The sequence below is a fragment of the Galactobacter valiniphilus genome (genome assembly GCF_003575975.1).
GTDB classification, from domain to species: domain Bacteria; phylum Actinomycetota; class Actinomycetes; order Actinomycetales; family Micrococcaceae; genus Galactobacter; species Galactobacter valiniphilus.
This window is the reverse complement of record NZ_QQXK01000009.1, coordinates 99979-117122: the sequence shown is the minus strand read 5'-3', so window position 1 is coordinate 117122 and position 17144 is coordinate 99979. Positions and strand designations below refer to the sequence as shown.

Here is a 17144-nt window from a genome sequence, read left to right as displayed (position 1 = left end):
AGAACGCCACCTTGGCTACCCTCAAGAACGCGGCATAACCAAAAGAACACCGTGTCCAAGATCAGGGGTCAAGGCCCCACCTTGTGAACGTGGCGTCGAAGCGACGACGCCACACACCACCTGTCCGATGGTGGGAAACGATCAAGAGAATGCTCTGCCTTGACTTGTCCGCGGAGCTGGTCCCGGCGTGGCTGATCGTCGCTGCGCCGGCGAGGGCCTCCACGCTCACCGTGTGAGCGGGCCAACTGCGAAGTGCGAGGTGCCAGCATCAACACCGCGTCGTCGTTCCGGCCGGTAAAGTTGCGCGCTGAACAAGTCCCGGATGATTGGGCACCTCAGCCTGGCCAGAGGATCCGCTCCCGTGGCCAACGGAGGATCGATTAACGACAACGGCTCGGCTATACAGTCACCAAGAGCATTGCGCTTCACGACCACGTCCATGAACGGTTCCGTCGTCGTCACCAACTGCACCGCCGTGGGCGTGGATCACAGCACCCTGCACGGTTCACTGTGGGGCCAGCGTCCCTCTGGGCGGTTGAGCGTCTGGACCAGCAAACTCGACGCCATCCTGGACGTGCCCCTCGACCCGAGAGGTGAACATCGCGGCGTGCACGGCGCTCAGCAGTCTCAGAATCAAGAACTCACGCGATGTCCAGCTCAACCTCAACCACATCAACGGCCGCCTCGGCCGCTAGGGCACTGCCCCACCCCGCGCGGCAAGTGCGATTCGGTTTCCGGGACACCGGGCGGGTCAATACTCAAGGATGCATTGAGGAGGTGGCAGGGCGCACACCCGTGGAGGGGGCGTCCGTCAGGGCGCCCCCTCTGTCGTGTGGCTCAGGATCGTCGACGGAAAGAATCGTCAATCGAGTACAGCGGGCGGCCCTTGACCTCTTCAAAGATGCGTCCGATGTAGCTACCGAGAATGCCCAACATGATCAGCTGGATTCCACCGACAAAGAAGATCGCGACGACCGTGAAGGCCCATCCGGCGACGGCAATCTGCGGGAAAAAGAACTTCGTGACGATCGCGTAAATGATCCCGAGCAGACTGACGCCGGCCACGAAGAAGCCCAGGCGGCTGATGAGCTGAAGGGGGACCTTGGAAAAGCCTAGGATTCCGTCTGCACTGAGTTTGAGCATCTTGCGCAGTGGGTAGCCCGTCTCGCCGGCGATGCGCTCGTCACGGTCGAAGGGGACGGCCTTCTGGGTGAACCCGACGTGCGCCGCCATTCCACGCAAGAATCGGTCGTGTTCTCCGTAGCGGGCCAGCTCGTCAACGACCGACCGCGACATCAGGCGGAAATCTCCGGTATTTTCCGGGATGTTGATATCGGCCAGGTGTGAGAGCGACTTGTAAAAGGCAGCGGCGGTGGCTTTCTTAAACAGCGTGTCCTGGCGTGTGCGGCGTTGCGCGTAGACAACGTCCGATCCCTTGACCCACTCCTCGATCAGTTCAAGACAAACCCGGGGCGGGTCCTGCATGTCCGCATCCATGATGACGACGGCGTCGCCACGGGCGGCGTCCATGCCGGCGGTCACGGCAATCTGGTGACCAAAGTTGCGCGAAAGGTTCACGACCCGAACGTCGTGACGGGAACGTTCCAACTCGAGTAGCGCCGGAAGCGATCCATCTCGACTTCCATCGTTAACCAAAATCAGCTCATGAGACTGCGTCAGCTTCGAAAAGACTTCAGCATCGAGCGCAGGCAGCAAGTGCGGAAGGGTCAGTTCTTCGTTGTAGATCGGAACAACAAAGGAAATCAGTGCGCCTGGGTTGGCGCGATCGGTAAAGGACTCACTGCCGTTCATAGTCGGTCTTTCTTAGGATGGAGGGTGGAGTGGGGGCGTCGACAGCACGGGCCGACTACTTCTTGAAAACTACGTACTTGTACAGGTAGTAGTTCCACAGCAAGGAAACAACGGTGGCCACCAGCTTGGCGCCAAGGGCTACCACGGGAGGCTCCCAGCTTTCCGGCATGAGCTGAGTCACACCGGCAATGACAAGTGGCTGAAGAATCCACAGACCAACGGCCGTCACCCCGAAGAAGGCCGTGACCTCCTTGAGGCTTACCCGGCCGCCCGAGCCAAAGGTATGTTTCCGATTGAGCAGGAAACTAGTCACCATTCCAGCGCTGGTAGAAATAGAATTCGCCGCCAGCATAGGCAGTCCTATGAAGGAGCCCAGGATCAGAAAGAGGACGATATCAATCGCAGTGTTCAGGGCACCGATCGCGAGGAACTTGATCTTTTCAATCCAGTGCTGGCTCACTCAGCCCCGCCTCCTTGGGTTTTTCGGTGAACAGCCCAACGGCGCCGAGGACGAGCACGAGCGGCAGGATGATGACCAGGTAACGAGCGCGGGCCTCAAACATCACGAGGAAGAGGCCCACGCCCACCAGGGTCAGGACCACAGTGGGCCAGAGCGTGCGTGCGCGGATCCACAGGGCCCATGCCGCAGACAGCAGGATGACAAACCACGCACCCGTCACGGCCTCATTGTGCGTGCGATACGCTGCTCCCGATGGGGAAGAAATCTCCTGGATAAGGCGAGCTGGCGCGGAATGGTGCTTCAATGGCGCCGAGGCATCCCTACCCTCGGTCCACACACCAAAAGATCCGTCGCTCCACGTCCACACCGTCTTGGCAACGAGGAATCGCGCGGTACCGAGGACCCCGAGTTCGCGCAGCTCTTCCTTGGCCGCGGCCAAGGAGCGTTCATTTCGCTCCTGTGGCGTGGCCAGCGCACGCATCTGCGCAACGGCGACGACGTCGTAGCCTCCATACATCGTCACCGTACCGTGCGCCGTCTGGAGCTGCTTTTGGGTCATTCCCATGCGCATCCAGTGGGCCATCGGGAAGGCCCGTTCTGCGACAATCCGGTCCGCGTCTAGCTCTGAGACGCGAAGAGCCGTTTGCGGCAGTCCGGCCCCCACAAGGCCGGCCATCGCGGCAATGGCAAGCGCTGACGCGAGGGGACGCACGCTCGCCCGAGGGCCAGACGCGGAGGCGCGCATGAGTGCCGCCAAGACGCCGGCCAACACCAGGGCGATCACAACGATCCAGGCCGTGGGCTTGAGCGCGGCCGCCAGGCCGATCAGCACCGCCGCGAGGATCCAGCGAATCCACACACGCACGGTCCAAGCTGGCGTCCTGGGAACCAAGGCGAGTGCCAGCCCGGCCGTCAGGAAGGCAGCGACGGGAACGTCGGTATACGACACGGCCATCCACGGGCTGGTAGCAAGGAACAACAGAACAAAGAGCTGTGCGAGCAGGCCAGCGCCCTTCCCCCCAGCAGCGCGCGCGAGCCGGCTAGCGGACATGGAAAGCACCCCCAGCATGATTGCGTTGAAGCCAACGACCACTACGTCGAACGGGACGTGCAACCAACCGCTAAGGGCTACAAAGATTCGGTCTAGCGCGACCAGCGAAATGTTGTTGGGATAGTTCGAGAAGTACTCGTACACATTTGGCTGCTCGCCACGGGCGAGCGCCATCGCCGTATCTCGCGCCACCCCCACATCCCAGCCGTTGTTAACACAGAGCGCATAGCCCCACGCGGCACCGGTCAGGGCAGTGAGCGCACCCACTGCCCACGCGAACCACGCACGGCCAAGCACTGGTATGCATCGGCCCAGCCGCGCCCCCCAACGGCGCACGCTCAACGCGATCAGGGCAAACGCGGTGAGAAATCCGAGCACCCACGCGGGCCGGAGTTCGTTCAGTTGGGGTCGCGGCGCCACCAGAGCAAACAGTACGATGCTCACGAAAACAATGGCCAGGGTTCGCGCAACGACCACACCTGGCCAGCCGACCCAGGTTCTGAGCGCCACGCGTCCCGCTGAACGTCTACTTTTCACGCTGGGAAAATCCTTAGTTAACAACACTCAAGACTGATACGAGGTATTCGCACAAGTCAGGTTAAGAATACTGAATGGCGACAGGATCTACATTCCTGTCTGAGTCGAAGGCATGAGTGCCCCCGTGGTCTGCGTTAGTCGCGCACAAAGTGCGTCGTCAGCGTCCCGATCCCCTCGATGGAAATGTCAGTGCGCTGCCCTTCCCTGACCAGCCCCACCCCGGCCGGCGTTCCGGTGAGGAGCACGTCACCGGGCAGCAGGGTGAAGGCGGCCGAGGCCTGCGCCACGAGCGCTCGCACGCCGTGGATCATGTCCGAGGTGGAGCCGTCCTGCACCAGCTCGCCGTCCAGCTCGGTCTGCAGCGCCAGGTCATCGGGATCGAGTTCCGTCTCGATCCACGGGCCCAGCGGGCAGGCTCCGTCCCAGCCCTTCGCTCGGGCCCACTGGCCGTCGGTGCGCTGGGCGTCGCGCGCGGTGAGGTCATTGGCGCAGGTGTAGCCGAAGATGACGTCCTCGGCGGACTCGGCCGGCACGTCCTTGCAGATGCGGCCGATGACCACGGCGAGCTCCCCCTCGTAGGAGACCTCCTCCGAGAACGCGGGCAAGCGCACGGGCTCGCCCGGACCCACCACCGAGGTGTTCGGCTTGAAGAACATCAGCGGGGTCTGCGGGACCTCGTTGCCCAGCTCGGCCGCGTGCTCGGCGTAGTTGCGGCCGAACCCCACGATCTTTGAACGTGGGATGATCGGCGCGACCAGGCGCACGTCCTCGAGCGCGTGACGGGTGCCCGTGGGCTGGATGCCGTGGAAGAACGGATCACCGCTCAGGGCGACGACTTCATCCCCCTCCACCACTGCATAGAAGGGTTCGGCATCCAGGACACAACGGGCAATACGCATGATGCCTAGCCTATCGGCTCACGCGCTTTCTTCGGTGTCTTCGTCCGGGTAACCCAGCGGGTTCTGGCTCTGCCACCGCCACCCGTCGCGGGCCACGTCTTCAAGTCCACGCTCGGCCTTCCAATGCAGTTCGAGGCGGGCGCGGCTCGGGTCGGCCACGAGCTCCGCGACGTCGCCGGGGCGGCGGTCCACGATCTCGTAGGGAATCTCGCGACCGCTGGCCCGTTCGAAGGCCCTCACCACCTCCAGCACACTGTTTCCCTCACCGGTGCCGAGGTTCCAGGCGCGCGCACCGGGGTGCGCGGGCAAGGCCTCGAGCGCCGCAACGTGACCGGCGGCCAGATCCACCACGTGGATGAAGTCGCGCACACCGGTACCATCGGCCGTCGGATAGTCGCCGCCAAACACGCTCAGCTTCTCGCGGCGTCCCACCGCCACCTGCGACACGTACGGCATGAGGTTGTTCGGGATGTCCCGGGGATCTTCGCCGATGCGACCGGAGGAATGGGCGCCCACCGGATTGAAATAGCGCAGCTTGGCGATGTGCCAGCTCGGATCGGAGACCGCGACGTCGTCCAGGATCTGCTCGATGAAGAGCTTGGTCGCGCCGTACGGATTCGTGGTCCCGAGGCTCACGTCCTCGGTGCAGACCGAGACACCCGCCGTGCCGTAGACCGTGGCGGACGAGGAGAAGACCAGGGTGCGCACGCCGTGGGCCTGCATCGCGTCCAACAGGTTCATGGTGGAGACGAGATTGGTGCGGTAGTACTTCAGCGGTTGAGCCACGGATTCGCCCACCGCCTTGAGCCCGGCAAAGTGGATCACGGCGTCGAAGTTGCCCTGGGCCATGATCCGGTCCACGGCCGCTGCATCCAGCAGATCGGCCTCGATCAGCTCGATCTCGCGCCCGGCCAGCTCCGAGACGCGTCGCACGGCCTCGGGAGAGGAGTTATCGAAGTTGTCGAGGATGACGGGCTCGTGCCCCGCCTCAACCAAGGCCAGCACGGTGTGAGAACCGATGTATCCGGCGCCGCCGGTCGTCAAAACACGCATGCCCCCGATCCTAACGATCGGGGGCATGCGCACAAAGTAAAGACGCGCTCAGACGAGCTTCGTCAGCCAACCGTGGGTGTCGGCCACGGCGCCGGTCTGCACGCCGAGGAGCTGCTCGCGGATGCGGGCCCACACGGCGTCCGCCCCGGTCCCCGGGAAGGTCATGGTGCCCTGCTCGCTGCGCAGCTCGGAGACGGGCGTGATCACCGCGGCGGTGCCGCAGGCGAAGACCTCGCGCAGGGTGCCCTCCGCCACGGCCTCGCGCCACTCGTCGATCGTGAACTTGCGTTCCTCGACGCTCAGGCCCAGATCTGCGGCGATCTGCAGCACCGAGGCACGGGTGACGCCGTGGAGGATGTTGCCGTTCAGGCGCGGGGTGACCAGGCGGTTGCCCTCGAGCACGAAGAAGACGTTCATGCCGCCGAGCTCCTCGACGGCGAAGTCGTCGGTCGGATCGAGGAAGAGAACCTGGGCGCAGCCGTGGTCCTGAGCCTCCAGCTGCGCGGCCAGGGAGGCGGCGTAGTTGCCGCCACACTTGGCCTCGCCCGTGCCGCCGTGGCCGGCGCGGGAGAAGTGCTCGGAGAGCCAGATCGGCACAGCGTGCAGTTCGCCGCCGAAGTAGTTGCCGGCGGGCGAGGCGATGACGCGGAAGCTGACCTCGCGGGAGGGACGAACCCCCAGGAACGCCTCGGTGGCGATCATGAAGGGGCGCAGGTACAGGGCCTCGCCGTCGCCCTCCGGAACCCAGGCCTCGTCGACCTGAACGAGCAGCTTGACGGCCTCGACGAAGGACTCAACGGGCAGCTCGGGCAGGGCCAAACGGCGGGCCGAGGCGTTGAGGCGCTCGGCGTTCTTCTCCGCGCGGAAGGTCTGCACGGAGCCGTCGGCGTGACGGAAGGCCTTCAGCCCCTCGAAGATCTCCTGGCCGTAGTGCAGCACCGAGGCGGCGGGATCGAGGGCGATGGGGCCGTACGGCTCAACGCGCGCGTCGTGCCAACCGACGCCCTCGGTCCAGTCGATGACGACGGTGTGGTCGGTGAAGTAGTTGCCAAAACCGGGGTCCTTCAGGATCTCGGCGCGGCGCTCGGCCGTCGCGGGATGCTCGGACAGATGGCGGGCGAACTCCACAGTGCTCACGGGGTGTTTCCTTTGCTGTGTCCCGGCCGGTGAGTCGGGGGTGTTGGTGCGGCACCTAGCGGCCGCTGCTTGTGGCGGGCCGGCGTCACGCGCTGACCCGTCAAGACTATGCGAGAGATCACACGGTGGCACCCAGTAGGGCGCCGACGATCGCGTCCCCCACCTCGGAGGTGCTGCGCTGGCCCTGGCCGGCACGGGACTGGACGTCCTGCTCCACGGCCGCTTCGATGCGCTCGGCCGCTGCGTCGAGGCCAAGGTGGTGCAGCAACAGGGCCGCGGAGAGGATCGCGGCCGACGGGTCGGCGATCCCCTTCCCGGCGATGTCGGGGGCCGAACCATGCACGGGCTCGAACATGGAGGGGGCGGTGCCGTCCAGGTTGATGTTGCCGGAGGCGGCCAGGCCGATGCCGCCCGTGACCGCGCCGGCCAGGTCGGTCAGGATGTCTCCGAACAGGTTGTCGGTGACGATCACATCGAAGCGGGCCGGGTCGGAGACCATGAAGATCGTTGCAGCATCGACGTGCAGGTAATCGACGGACACCTCGGGGAACTCGGCCGCGATGGCATCCACGGTGCGGCGCCACAGATGACCGGCGTGGACCAGGACGTTGTGCTTGTGCACGAGCGTGAGCTTCTTGCGCGGACGGGCGGCGGCGCGTTCGAAGGCGTCGCGGACCACGCGGGCCACGCCGTGGGCGGTGTTCAGGGAGACCTCGGTCGCGATCTCGTGCTCCGTGCCCTGACGGATGACGCCGCCGTTGCCGACGTACGGTCCCTCGGTCCCCTCGCGGACCACCACAAAGTCGATGTCGCCCGGCTCTGCGAGCGGGGAGCCGGTCCCCGGGTACAGGCGCGAGGGACGCAGATTGACACAGTGATCGAGGCTGAAGCGCAGCTTGAGCAGCAGCTCGCGCTCGATCAGGCCGGACGGGATGCGGGTATCGCCGGGGGCGGCACCCACGGCACCGAAGAGGATCGCCTCGTGCGAGCGGATCGACTCGAGCGTCTCGGCGGACAGCGTCTCACCCGTCTCCAGCCAGTGGTGCGCGCCAAGGGAGTACTCGGTCAGGCTCACGCCGGTGTCGCTGCCGTGCAGGGATGCCTCGAGGACGCGCACGGCCTGGGCCACCACTTCCGGTCCGATGCCGTCGCCGGGGATCACTGCCAGGTCGATGTTTCGCGTCATGGGTCCATCCTAGAAAGGGAGTCCGAATGATGGGCAAACCATCTCACTATATGAACCACACGCTCGCGGACCAGCGGACCAAGAGACGCGCCTCACCCCGGAACTCAGACCGCGGTCTGATCTCCACTTTCCTGTGGCCGCCTAGGCTTGCCCCCATGAAGTGGCATCGCAGACTCGACGCATGGGTGCGCTCGCACCCTGGTCGGGTGGACGCCATCGTCGCCATCACGGCGTTCGTGATCTTCGCGGCCGCCCCGCTCCTGCTCGGCGTCGGCGTGAGCGTGCTCACCGGCTCCCGCACCAGCAACCTCGCCAAGGAGGCCTCCGCACTCTTCGTCGGGGCGGCGCTGGCCTGGGCCCTCTCCGAACGCCGGACCCACCCGCGACGCGCGCTCTGGGTGTCGGTCGCCTCCTGCCTCGTGCAGGTCGTGGTGCCGGGCGAGCCCATCCCCATGAACCTCTTTGTCCCCGTGCTGCTGTACTCGATCACGGCCTATGGGGCCCGGGTCGATGCACGCTGGGCGCTCGCATTCTCGGCCATCGGCTCGGTGCTTGCCACGCTCAAGTTCACGGGGTTGACCTTCGCCCACGATCTGCCCACCTACGTGGCCGTCCTCATCTTCCACGTGCTGATCTGCACCGTCGCCTGGGTCGCTGGCGACCTCACCCGCACCCGACGCCTCGCGCTCGAGGCCGTGGCCGACCGCGCGCGGCGGCTTGAACAGGAGCAGGAGCAGGAACGCGCCCTCGCCGCCGCCGACGAAAGGCGACGGATCGCGCGCGAGATGCACGACGTCGTCGCGCATTCCCTCTCCGTGATCATCGCCCAGGCCGACGGCGCGCGGTACGCCGCCGCGGCCGATCCCGAGGTGGCTCCGCGCACCCTCGGCACGATCGCCCAGACGGGGCGCGAGGCGCTGCGGGAGATGCGGTCCCTGCTTGGCGTGCTCCGCGCCGACGAGGACGAGGCTGCCCCCAAGGCCCCGGCCCCCGACCTCGCGCGCATTCCCGAGCTCGTCGAGAACACGCGCCGCGCCGGCCTCAGCGTGAGCCTCACCCACCGGGGCGAACCCCTCCGCCCCCTGCCGGCCGGCGCGGGGCTCACGGCCTTCCGCGCCGCCCAGGAGGCGCTCACCAATGTGCTCAAGCACGCCGGGCCCCACGCCGCGGCCACGCTCGACCTCACCTGGACCTCCCGCGGCCTGACGCTCAGCGTCACCGACACCGGGCGGGGTGCCACCGCCTCCGACGGCCTCGGCCGCGGGCAGCAAGGCATGCGCGAGCGCGCCGCCCTCTACGGCGGCAGCGCAACCTTCGGGCCCCGCGGCGGTGGCGGCTACGCCGTCACCGTGTTCCTTCCCTATCAGGAGATTTGATGACCGAGTCCTCCCCCATCCGCGTTGCCCTCGTGGACGATCAGACGCTCGTGCGCAGCGGCTTCCGCATGCTCATCGACTCCCAGCCGGACCTCGAGGTCGTGGCCGAGGTGGCCTCCGGCCGCGAGGCCGTTCAGAGCCCGGCGGTGTCGCACGCCGATGTGGTGCTGATGGACATTCGCATGCCCGAAATGGACGGCATCGAGGCCACCCAGCGGATCCTCTCCGCTCCGGCGAGCCAGGGTCACCCTCGCGTCCTCATCCTCACGACCTTCGACCTGGACGAGTACGCCCTCGACGCCGTCAAGGCCGGCGCGAGCGGCTTCCTCCTCAAGGACGCGCCGCCCGAGGAGCTGCTCGGCGCCATCCGCACCGTCTTCCACGGCGGCGGCGTGGTGGCGCCGACCACCACGCGGCGCCTGCTCGACCACATGGCGCCGCTCCTGCGGCGCACCAGCACCGGCTCGCCCGAGGCGCTCGCGCGCGTGAACTCCCTCACCGCACGCGAACGCGAGGTCTTCGAGCACATCGCGGCCGGCCGCTCCAATACCGAGATCGCCTCGGATCTCTTCCTGTCCGAGGCCACGGTGAAGACGCACATGGGCCGCATCCTCGCCAAGCTCGAGGCACGCGATCGCGTCCAGGCTGTGCTGATCGCCTACGAAACGGGCGTCGTCACCCCGTAGCCTCACGCCGTCGGCGGGGGAAGGTCATACCAGGGTCTGACCCGCGCACCGTTCAGCTTGGGACCCCCGCCTGATGCCGCGGCCTCGGCTGCTTTTTAGGCTTGATGCCATGAGCATCCAAGCACCCGAGGCGACCGCGCTGGCCGTCGCCGCCCAGAACCTGACGAAGACCTACGGCACCGGCCCCACGGCCGTGACGGCGCTCGACGACGTGAGCGTCGGCTTCGAGCGCGGCAAGTTCACCGCCATCATGGGCCCCTCCGGTTCCGGCAAGTCAACGCTCATGCACTGCCTCGCCACCCTCGACACCCCCACCTCGGGCGCGTTGACGCTCGGCGGCAGCCGCGTGGACGGGCTGGACGACGACGCATTGACCACCTTGCGCCGCGATCGCGTCGGTTTTGTTTTCCAGGCCTTCAACCTGGTTCCCACGCTGAGCGCTGAGCAGAACATCGTGCTTCCGCTCGAGCTGGCGGGCAAGAAGCCCGACGCCGCGTGGATGGCCGAGCTCGTGGAGCGCCTCGGCCTCGGGTCCCGCCTGAAGCACAAGCCGCACGAGCTCTCCGGAGGGCAGCAGCAGCGCGTGGCCGTGGCCCGCGCCCTCCTCCCCCGCCCCGACGTGGTCTTCGGCGACGAGCCGACGGGCAACCTCGACTCGAGCTCCGGCGCCGAGGTGCTCCGCCTGCTGCAGCGCAGCGCGCACGAGGACGGCCAGACGGTCATCATGGTCACGCACGATCCGGTCGCGGCCGCCTCGGCGGATCGCGTGGTGCTGCTCAAGGACGGCCGCCTGGCCGGCGAAATCATCGCCCCGCAGGTGGAGCAGGTCTCCTCCGCGCTGGCCCGCCTGGGGGCCGCCTCGTGAACTCGCTCGTCAAAGCCAATGTGGTGGCGTACCGGCGGCGCTATGCCGCCGTCATCGCCGCCATCACCATCGGCGTCGCCTTCCTCGCCGCCACGCTCTATGTCGGTTCCTCCGTCCGGGCCACGCTGGGTGCCAGCGTGGGACAGGCGTACCAAAAGGCCGACCTCGTCGTCACACCAGACTTCTGGAAGGCGGAGGAGCCGCCCAAGCTCACCCCGGCCCAGGCCGTGGAGCACGTGAAGTCCGCCTCCGGCGTACGGGCGACCCTCGCCTACGAGAACACGATGCTTGGCGCCGAACTGGCCGGAGGCCAGGAGTCGGTCCACGTCACCGTCACCGACGGCGATACCGCCCTCCTCGGCACCGGCCTGACCGAGGGCAAGGCGCCCGGTGTTGGCGAGGCCACGCTGAACAGCAGCGCCGCCGCGAAAGCCGGGCTCACGGTGGGTTCCACGCTCACGGTTCAGGTCATGCCGGAGGGCGGGAAGCCCGTCACCAAGGAGCTCACGATCTCAGGCCTGCGCCAGGATCCGCAGGACCCCTCCTCCGCCGGCTACTCCAATCTGCAGCTGAGCAAGCAGGGCGCCGAGGCGCTCGGCCTCACGTTCACTCCCGCCACCATCTTGGTCGGCGTCGAGCCCGGCACCGACACCGCCGGGCTCGTGGATCAGCTCGGCGCCTTCTTCACCGAGGAGGGGCTTCCGTGGGCCCAGGTAGGGACCGCCGAACAGCGGGTCACCGAGCAGATCTCCCAGCTCTCCGGTGGCGTCGACGCCCTGACGTGGGTGCTCGGCGCGTTTGCCGGCATCGCCCTCGTGGTGACGGTCCTCGTCGTGGCGAACACCTTCTCCGTCATCCTGGCTCAGCGCACCCGTGAGCTCGCGCTCCTGCGGACGCTGGGTGCCCGACGCGGTCAGATCCGCGGCATGGTGCTGGGCGAGGCCGTGATCGTTGGCATCGTGGGCGGCGTGCTCGGCGTGCTCATCGGCACGGGCGTGGTGGCCGGTGGCGCGGCCGTGGTGCGTTCCGCCTTCAAGCTGCCCTACGTGACCTTCGGATTCACGTGGGCCCCCGTGATCGTCGGCCTGCTCGTGGGCCTGCTGGTGACGGTCGCCGCGTCGTTGCGCCCGGCCCTCGCCGCCACCAAGGTCTCCCCTCTGGCCGCCCTGCGCCCCAGCGACACCGTGACGGTGCGTTCCAAGGCCGGCACCACGCGCGTCGTCATCGGCCTGCTCCTCCTGCTCGTCGGCGCAGCGGCCCTCATCTACGGCATCCTGCCCAACGACGGCGGATCCGATGCGTTCCAGACCTCCTTCGGGATGGCCTTCCTGGGCGGCCTCGTGAGCTTCATCGGCGTCCTCGTGCTCGGCACGCTGCTCATCCCGTGGGCCGTGCGGCAGCTGGCCCGCCCCTTCGGGGCCAAGGTGTCCGGGCGTCTCGCGGGCCTCAACGCCCTCCGACACCCGCAGCGCACCTCGGCCATCGGCACCGCCCTCCTGCTGGGCGTCACGCTCGTGGCGCTCATGCTCGTGGGTGCCACGAGCGCCCGCAGTACGCTCAACTCCGAGCTGGCCAAGCAGTACCCGGTCGACCTGGTGATATCGAGCAGCGCCGAGAACCCGCTGCCCGCGTCACTCCAGGACGCCGTCGCCGCGGTCAACGGGGTTGAGAGCACCGCCTACCTCACCCCCGCCGGCGCCACGCCCGGTTGCCCCGGCTACGGGAGCGAGCAGGAGCAGGCGAACTCGACGTGCGCCTTCGCCGTTGCCGGCGACGAGGCGGCGCTGCAGGCCGTGGGCACCGACGGAGCCAAGGCTCCCCGCCTCGGCATGGTGGCCGTCGGCGAGTATGCGCTTCAGAGCCCCGACGGCGCGGTGCCCACCGAGGTCACGCTCAGCGACGGGGCCGGCCGCACCGTGACCGTGCCGATCGACACGGAGGCGGCGGCGCCCGCTACGCGGATCGTCATGACGGAAGAGACCCGCACCAAGCTCGGCCTGCCCACCACCACGAAGACGCAGGACGAGGCCGATGGCTACATGGGTCCCGGACCGCAGCTGTGGCTCAAGGCCGATGACACCGTGGCGACGGGCACGCTCATGAGCGAGGTGGCCAAGGCCGCCGGCGTGGATCAAGGCAACCTGGACGGGGCCCTGCCCATCCGTACCATCGCCTCACAGATCATCGACACGCTGCTCATGGTGGTCTCCGCCCTCCTGGCCGTGGCCGTGATCATCGCCCTGATCGGCGTGAGCAACACCCTCTCGCTCTCGGTCATCGAGCGCACGCGGGAAAACTCGCTCCTGCGGGCCCTGGGCCTGACCAAGAAGCAGTTGCGCGGCATGCTGGCCCTCGAGGCGGCGCTCATCGCCGGGGCGGCGGCCGTGCTGGGCGTGCTCCTCGGCTCGCTGTACGGCCTGGCCGGCGCCAAGGCGGCGACGAGCGCGCTGGGCGGTTTCACCCCGGGCATCCCGTGGCTCTGGCTCGCCGTGGTGCTGGTGGTCTCGGTCGGTGCGGCGGTCCTGGCCAGCGTCTGGCCCGCGCGCCGCGCGGCCCGCATGTCCCCCGTGGAGGGACTCGCGGTCGAGTAGCCGTGTAGCAAGAACGAGGGGCCCCGCTCAGTGAGCGGGGCCCCTCGTCGTGTGCTCGGGACAAGCGAAGGCGGCCGGGGCTACTCGGCCTCGGGCTCCTCGAACTTGGGGAACACCGGGGTGGGCTTGGGCAGCGCCGTGCCGGCGGCGAGCTCGTCGTCGAAGGCGGCGAAGGTGCGGGCTGCACCGGCGGGCACGCCGAGCGCGTCGAGCAGCGCGGAGGCCGAATCAGGCATGACGGGCTGGATCAGCAGGTCCACGCGGCGCACCACGGCCATGGTCACCCACAGCACGGTGGCCATGCGGGCCGGGTCCGTCTTGCGCAGGACCCACGGCTCCTGCTCGGCGAAGTACGCGTTGGCCTCGTGCAGGACCTTCCACGTCGCCTCCAGGGCGAGCGAGAACTCCTGACGCGAGTAGTGATCGCGGCTCGTCTCCAGCAGGGCACCAGCGGCGGCCAGCAGGGTGCGGTCGGCGTCGCTGAGCTCGCCCGGCTCCGGCACCATGCCGTCCAGGTTCTTGGCGACCATGGAGAGCGAGCGCTGGGCGAGGTTGCCGAGGTTGTTGGCCAGGTCCGCGTTCATGCGGTTGACGATGGCCTCGTGGCTGTAGGAGCCGTCGGCGCCGAAGGGCACCTCGCGCAGGAAGAAGAAGCGCGAGGCGTCCAGGCCGTAGCGGGCCACGAAGTCCTGCGGGGAGACGACGTTGCCCAAGGACTTGGACATCTTCTCGCCGTTGTTGTTGAGGAAGCCGTGGATCATGACGCGGCGCGGCAGCTCGATGCCGGCGGACATGAGGAAGGCGGGCCAGTAGATCGCGTGGAAGCGCGAGATGTCCTTGCCGATGACGTGAACATCGGCGGGCCAGAAGCGCTGGAAGGTCGCCGAGTCGGTGTCAGGGAAGCCCACGCCGGTGAGGTAGTTGGTGAGGGCGTCGACCCACACGTACATGACGTGCTTGGGGTCGCCCGGCACCGGGATGCCCCAGTCGAAGGTGGTGCGGGAGACGGAGAGGTCCTGCAGGCCGCCCTCGACGAAGCGGATCACCTCGTTGAAGCGCGAGCGCGGCGCGCCGAAGTCGGGGTGCTCGGCGTAGTACGCGAGCAGCTTGTCCTGGTAGGCCGAGAGGCGGAAGAAGTAGCTCTCCTCCTCGGTCCAGGTCAGTTCCGTGTTGGTCTGGATGGAGTAGCGCACCCCGTCGCGGACCTCGGTCTCTTCCTCGGTGTAGTACGCCTCGTCGCGCACCGAGTACCAGCCGGCGTACTTGTCCAGGTAGATGTCGCCGTTGGCCTCCATGCGCTTCCAGAGCGCCTGCGCCGCGGCGTGGTGGTCGGCGTCCGTGGTGCGGATGAAGCGGTCGTAGCTGATGCCCAGCTCGTCCTGCGTGGCCTGGAAGCGATCCGAGTTCCGGCGGGCCAGCTCGGCGGGCGTGATGCCCTCCTTCTGGGCCGTCTGCAGCATCTTCTGGCCGTGCTCGTCGGTGCCCGTCAGGAAGAAGACGTCGGCGCCGTCGAGGCGGCGGAAGCGGGCCATCGCGTCCGTGGCGATGTACTCGTAGGCATGCCCGATGTGCGGATCGCCGTTCGGGTACGAGATGGCCGTGGTGATGTAGAAGGACTTCTTTTCCGGGGAATCGCTCACCCGATCAACTCTACCGGCTGCCCGGCCACGACAGGTGATCCGAGAAGCGCGCAGGGCGCCATCCCGACCAGCGGGATGACGCCTTGCGCGTGCGGCGTGCCGAGGCGCTCAGTCCTCCAGGTTGACCTCGCGGGCCGTGGAGGCCTCGACGGCGGAGGCCACGGCCTCCAGGACGCCCTCGGGGAGGGCGTTGTCGATCGTCACGACGGCCACGGCGTCGCCGCCCTGATCGGCGCGGGAGACCTGCATGCCGGCGATGTTGACGTTGGCCTCGCCCAGGGCGCGGCCCAGGGTGCCAACGACGCCGGGGCGGTCCGTGTACTTGAGCACCAGCAGGTGCTCGGTCAGCGGGATCTCGACCTCCTGGCCGAAGACACCCACGAGCTTCTGGATCTGCTTGGGGCCCGTCAGCGTGCCGGCCACGGAGAGCTGGTCGCCGTTGGCGAGGGCACCCGAGACGGTGAGCTGGTTGCGGTAGTCCTCGGAGACCTCGGTGGTCGTCAGGCGGTAGTCGACGCCGCGCTGCTCGGCGAGCACGGGGGCGTTGACGTAGGAGACCTGATCGGAGACGACGTCGGTGAAGACACCCTTGAGGGCGGCCAGCTTCAGCGAGGTGACGTCCTTGACGGCGATCTCGCCTGCCACGTTGAGCTCCACCGACTCGAGGCGCTCACCCGAGGCCAGTGCGGAGAAGATGCGGCCCAGCTTCTCGGCGAGCGGGATGCCCGGGCGGACGTTCTCGTCGATGACGCCGCCGGCGACGTTGACGGCGTCGGGCACGAGCTCGCCGGCCAGCGCGAGGCGCACGGACTTGGCGACGGCGATGCCGGCCTTCTCCTGGGCTTCCTCCGTGGAAGCACCCAGGTGCGGCGTGGCCGTGACGTTGTCGAGCTCGATGAAGCGCACGTCGGTGGCGGGCTCCTTGACGTAGACGTCGATGCCGGCGCCGGCGATGGTCTTGTTGACGAGCGCCTCGTACAGGGCGTCCTCGTCGATCAGACCGCCGCGGGCCACGTTGAAGACGAAGGCGCTCGGCTTCATCTTGGCGAACTGCGCCGTGGAGATCATGCCGGTGGTCTCCGGCGTGCGCGGCATGTGGATGGTGATGAAGTCGGCGGTGCCGAGCAGCTCATCCAGGCCGAGCAGCTTGACGCCCAGCTGCTGAGCGCGGGCCGGGGTGACGTAGGGGTCGTAGGCCACCACGTTCATGCCGAAGCCCTGCAGGCGGGCGGCCACGAGGGCGCCAATGCGGCCCAGACCGATGATGCCGGCGGTCTTCTCGAAGAGCTCGACGCCCGTGTACTTGGAGCGCTTCCACTCGCCGGCCTTGAGGGAGGCGGAGGCGGCGGCGATGTTGCGGGAGGCGGCAACGATGTGACCCACGGTCAGCTCGGCGGCAGAGATGACGTTGGAGGTGGGGGCGTTGACGACCATGACGCCGGCCTGCGTGGCCGACTTGATGTCGACGTTGTCGAGGCCCACGCCGGCGCGGGCGATGACCTTGAGGTTCTTCGCCGCGGCGATGGCCTCGGCGTCCACCTGCGTGGCGGAGCGGACGAGGATGGCATCCACGTCGGCGATGGCGGAGAGCAGCTCGGAACGGTTGGCACCATCCGCGGACCGGATCTCGAAGTCGGGGCCGAGGGCCTCGACGGTGGCGGGCGAGAGTTCCTCGGCAAGGAGGACGACGGGCTTGGTCTGCGACACGTGAAAGCCTTTGCTGGACGCTGTGGTGTGTTCGGGTGCTGCGGTGCGTCACCGCGCACGTTCACGCTATCGGCACGGCCCGGATGCCCCAGCATCCGTGTCGCGGACATGACGGACACGCACGGAGCAAGCCGCGTCACACAC

General features: G+C 67.7%; 13 protein-coding genes. 4 read left to right on the top strand and 9 right to left on the bottom strand.

Going from position 1 to position 17144, the window contains the following annotated elements; all coding sequences use genetic code 11:
* Positions 1–837: 837 nt before the first annotated feature.
* The 7 genes from DWB68_RS06230 to DWB68_RS06200 form a co-directional block, all read right to left on the bottom strand.
* Positions 838–1812 carry a glycosyltransferase family 2 protein gene (locus DWB68_RS06230; protein WP_119424281.1) on the bottom strand — a complete coding sequence of 325 codons (975 nt, stop codon included), beginning with the start codon at positions 1810–1812 and terminating at the stop codon, positions 838–840.
* Positions 1813–1867: 55 nt separating this feature from the next.
* The gene (locus tag DWB68_RS06225; protein WP_119424280.1) at positions 1868–2272 is read right to left on the bottom strand and encodes a GtrA family protein; all 405 of its coding nucleotides are present in this window, start codon (positions 2270–2272) and stop codon (positions 1868–1870) included.
* On the bottom strand, positions 2253–3833 hold the full coding sequence (locus tag DWB68_RS06220) for a glycosyltransferase family protein (protein ID WP_147391603.1): 1581 nt from the start codon (positions 3831–3833) through the stop codon (positions 2253–2255). Before DWB68_RS06220 ends, DWB68_RS06225 begins: the two co-directional genes overlap by 20 nt.
* Positions 3834–3994: 161 nt before the next feature.
* On the bottom strand, positions 3995–4759 hold the full coding sequence (locus DWB68_RS06215; protein WP_119424278.1) for a fumarylacetoacetate hydrolase family protein: 765 nt from the start codon (positions 4757–4759) through the stop codon (positions 3995–3997).
* Between the two features lie 18 nt (positions 4760–4777).
* Positions 4778–5812 carry a UDP-glucose 4-epimerase GalE gene (gene galE / locus DWB68_RS06210; RefSeq protein ID WP_119424277.1) on the bottom strand — a complete coding sequence of 345 codons (1035 nt, stop codon included), beginning with the start codon at positions 5810–5812 and terminating at the stop codon, positions 4778–4780.
* A 48-nt stretch (positions 5813–5860) separates the two neighbouring features.
* A complete protein-coding gene (locus DWB68_RS06205; RefSeq protein WP_119424288.1) occupies positions 5861–6940 on the bottom strand; it encodes a branched-chain amino acid aminotransferase in 1080 nt (359 codons plus the stop codon).
* 127 nt (positions 6941–7067) lie between these two features.
* The gene (locus tag DWB68_RS06200; RefSeq protein WP_119424276.1) at positions 7068–8135 is read right to left on the bottom strand and encodes a 3-isopropylmalate dehydrogenase; all 1068 of its coding nucleotides are present in this window, start codon (positions 8133–8135) and stop codon (positions 7068–7070) included.
* A 155-nt stretch (positions 8136–8290) separates the two neighbouring features.
* Between DWB68_RS06200 and DWB68_RS06195 the strand changes: the two genes are divergently transcribed.
* The 4 genes from DWB68_RS06195 (at position 8291) to DWB68_RS06180 (ending at position 13653) form a co-directional block, all read left to right on the top strand.
* Positions 8291–9511 (top strand): sensor histidine kinase, encoded by a 1221-nt coding sequence (locus DWB68_RS06195; RefSeq protein ID WP_158588223.1) that lies wholly within the window; start codon positions 8291–8293, stop codon positions 9509–9511.
* Complete coding sequence (locus DWB68_RS06190) at positions 9511–10197, top strand: response regulator (RefSeq protein ID WP_119424275.1); 687 nt, start codon at positions 9511–9513, stop codon at positions 10195–10197. The genes DWB68_RS06195 and DWB68_RS06190 overlap by 1 nt, the downstream gene beginning before the upstream one ends.
* A gap of 109 nt (positions 10198–10306) precedes the next feature.
* Positions 10307–11062, top strand: coding sequence for an ABC transporter ATP-binding protein (locus DWB68_RS06185; protein ID WP_119424274.1), 756 nt, complete (start codon positions 10307–10309; stop codon positions 11060–11062).
* A complete protein-coding gene (locus DWB68_RS06180) occupies positions 11059–13653 on the top strand; it encodes an ABC transporter permease (protein WP_119424273.1) in 2595 nt (864 codons plus the stop codon). Before DWB68_RS06185 ends, DWB68_RS06180 begins: the two co-directional genes overlap by 4 nt.
* An 80-nt stretch (positions 13654–13733) precedes the next feature.
* Here the strand turns inward: DWB68_RS06180 and metG are convergent, their stop codons facing one another.
* Both metG and serA read right to left on the bottom strand, forming a co-directional pair.
* Positions 13734–15293 (bottom strand): methionine--tRNA ligase, encoded by a 1560-nt coding sequence (gene metG, locus DWB68_RS06175; RefSeq protein ID WP_119424272.1) that lies wholly within the window; start codon positions 15291–15293, stop codon positions 13734–13736.
* A 108-nt stretch (positions 15294–15401) separates the two neighbouring features.
* Positions 15402–17000, bottom strand: coding sequence for a phosphoglycerate dehydrogenase (gene serA, locus DWB68_RS06170; protein WP_119424271.1), 1599 nt, complete (start codon positions 16998–17000; stop codon positions 15402–15404).
* Positions 17001–17144: the final 144 nt, after the last annotated feature.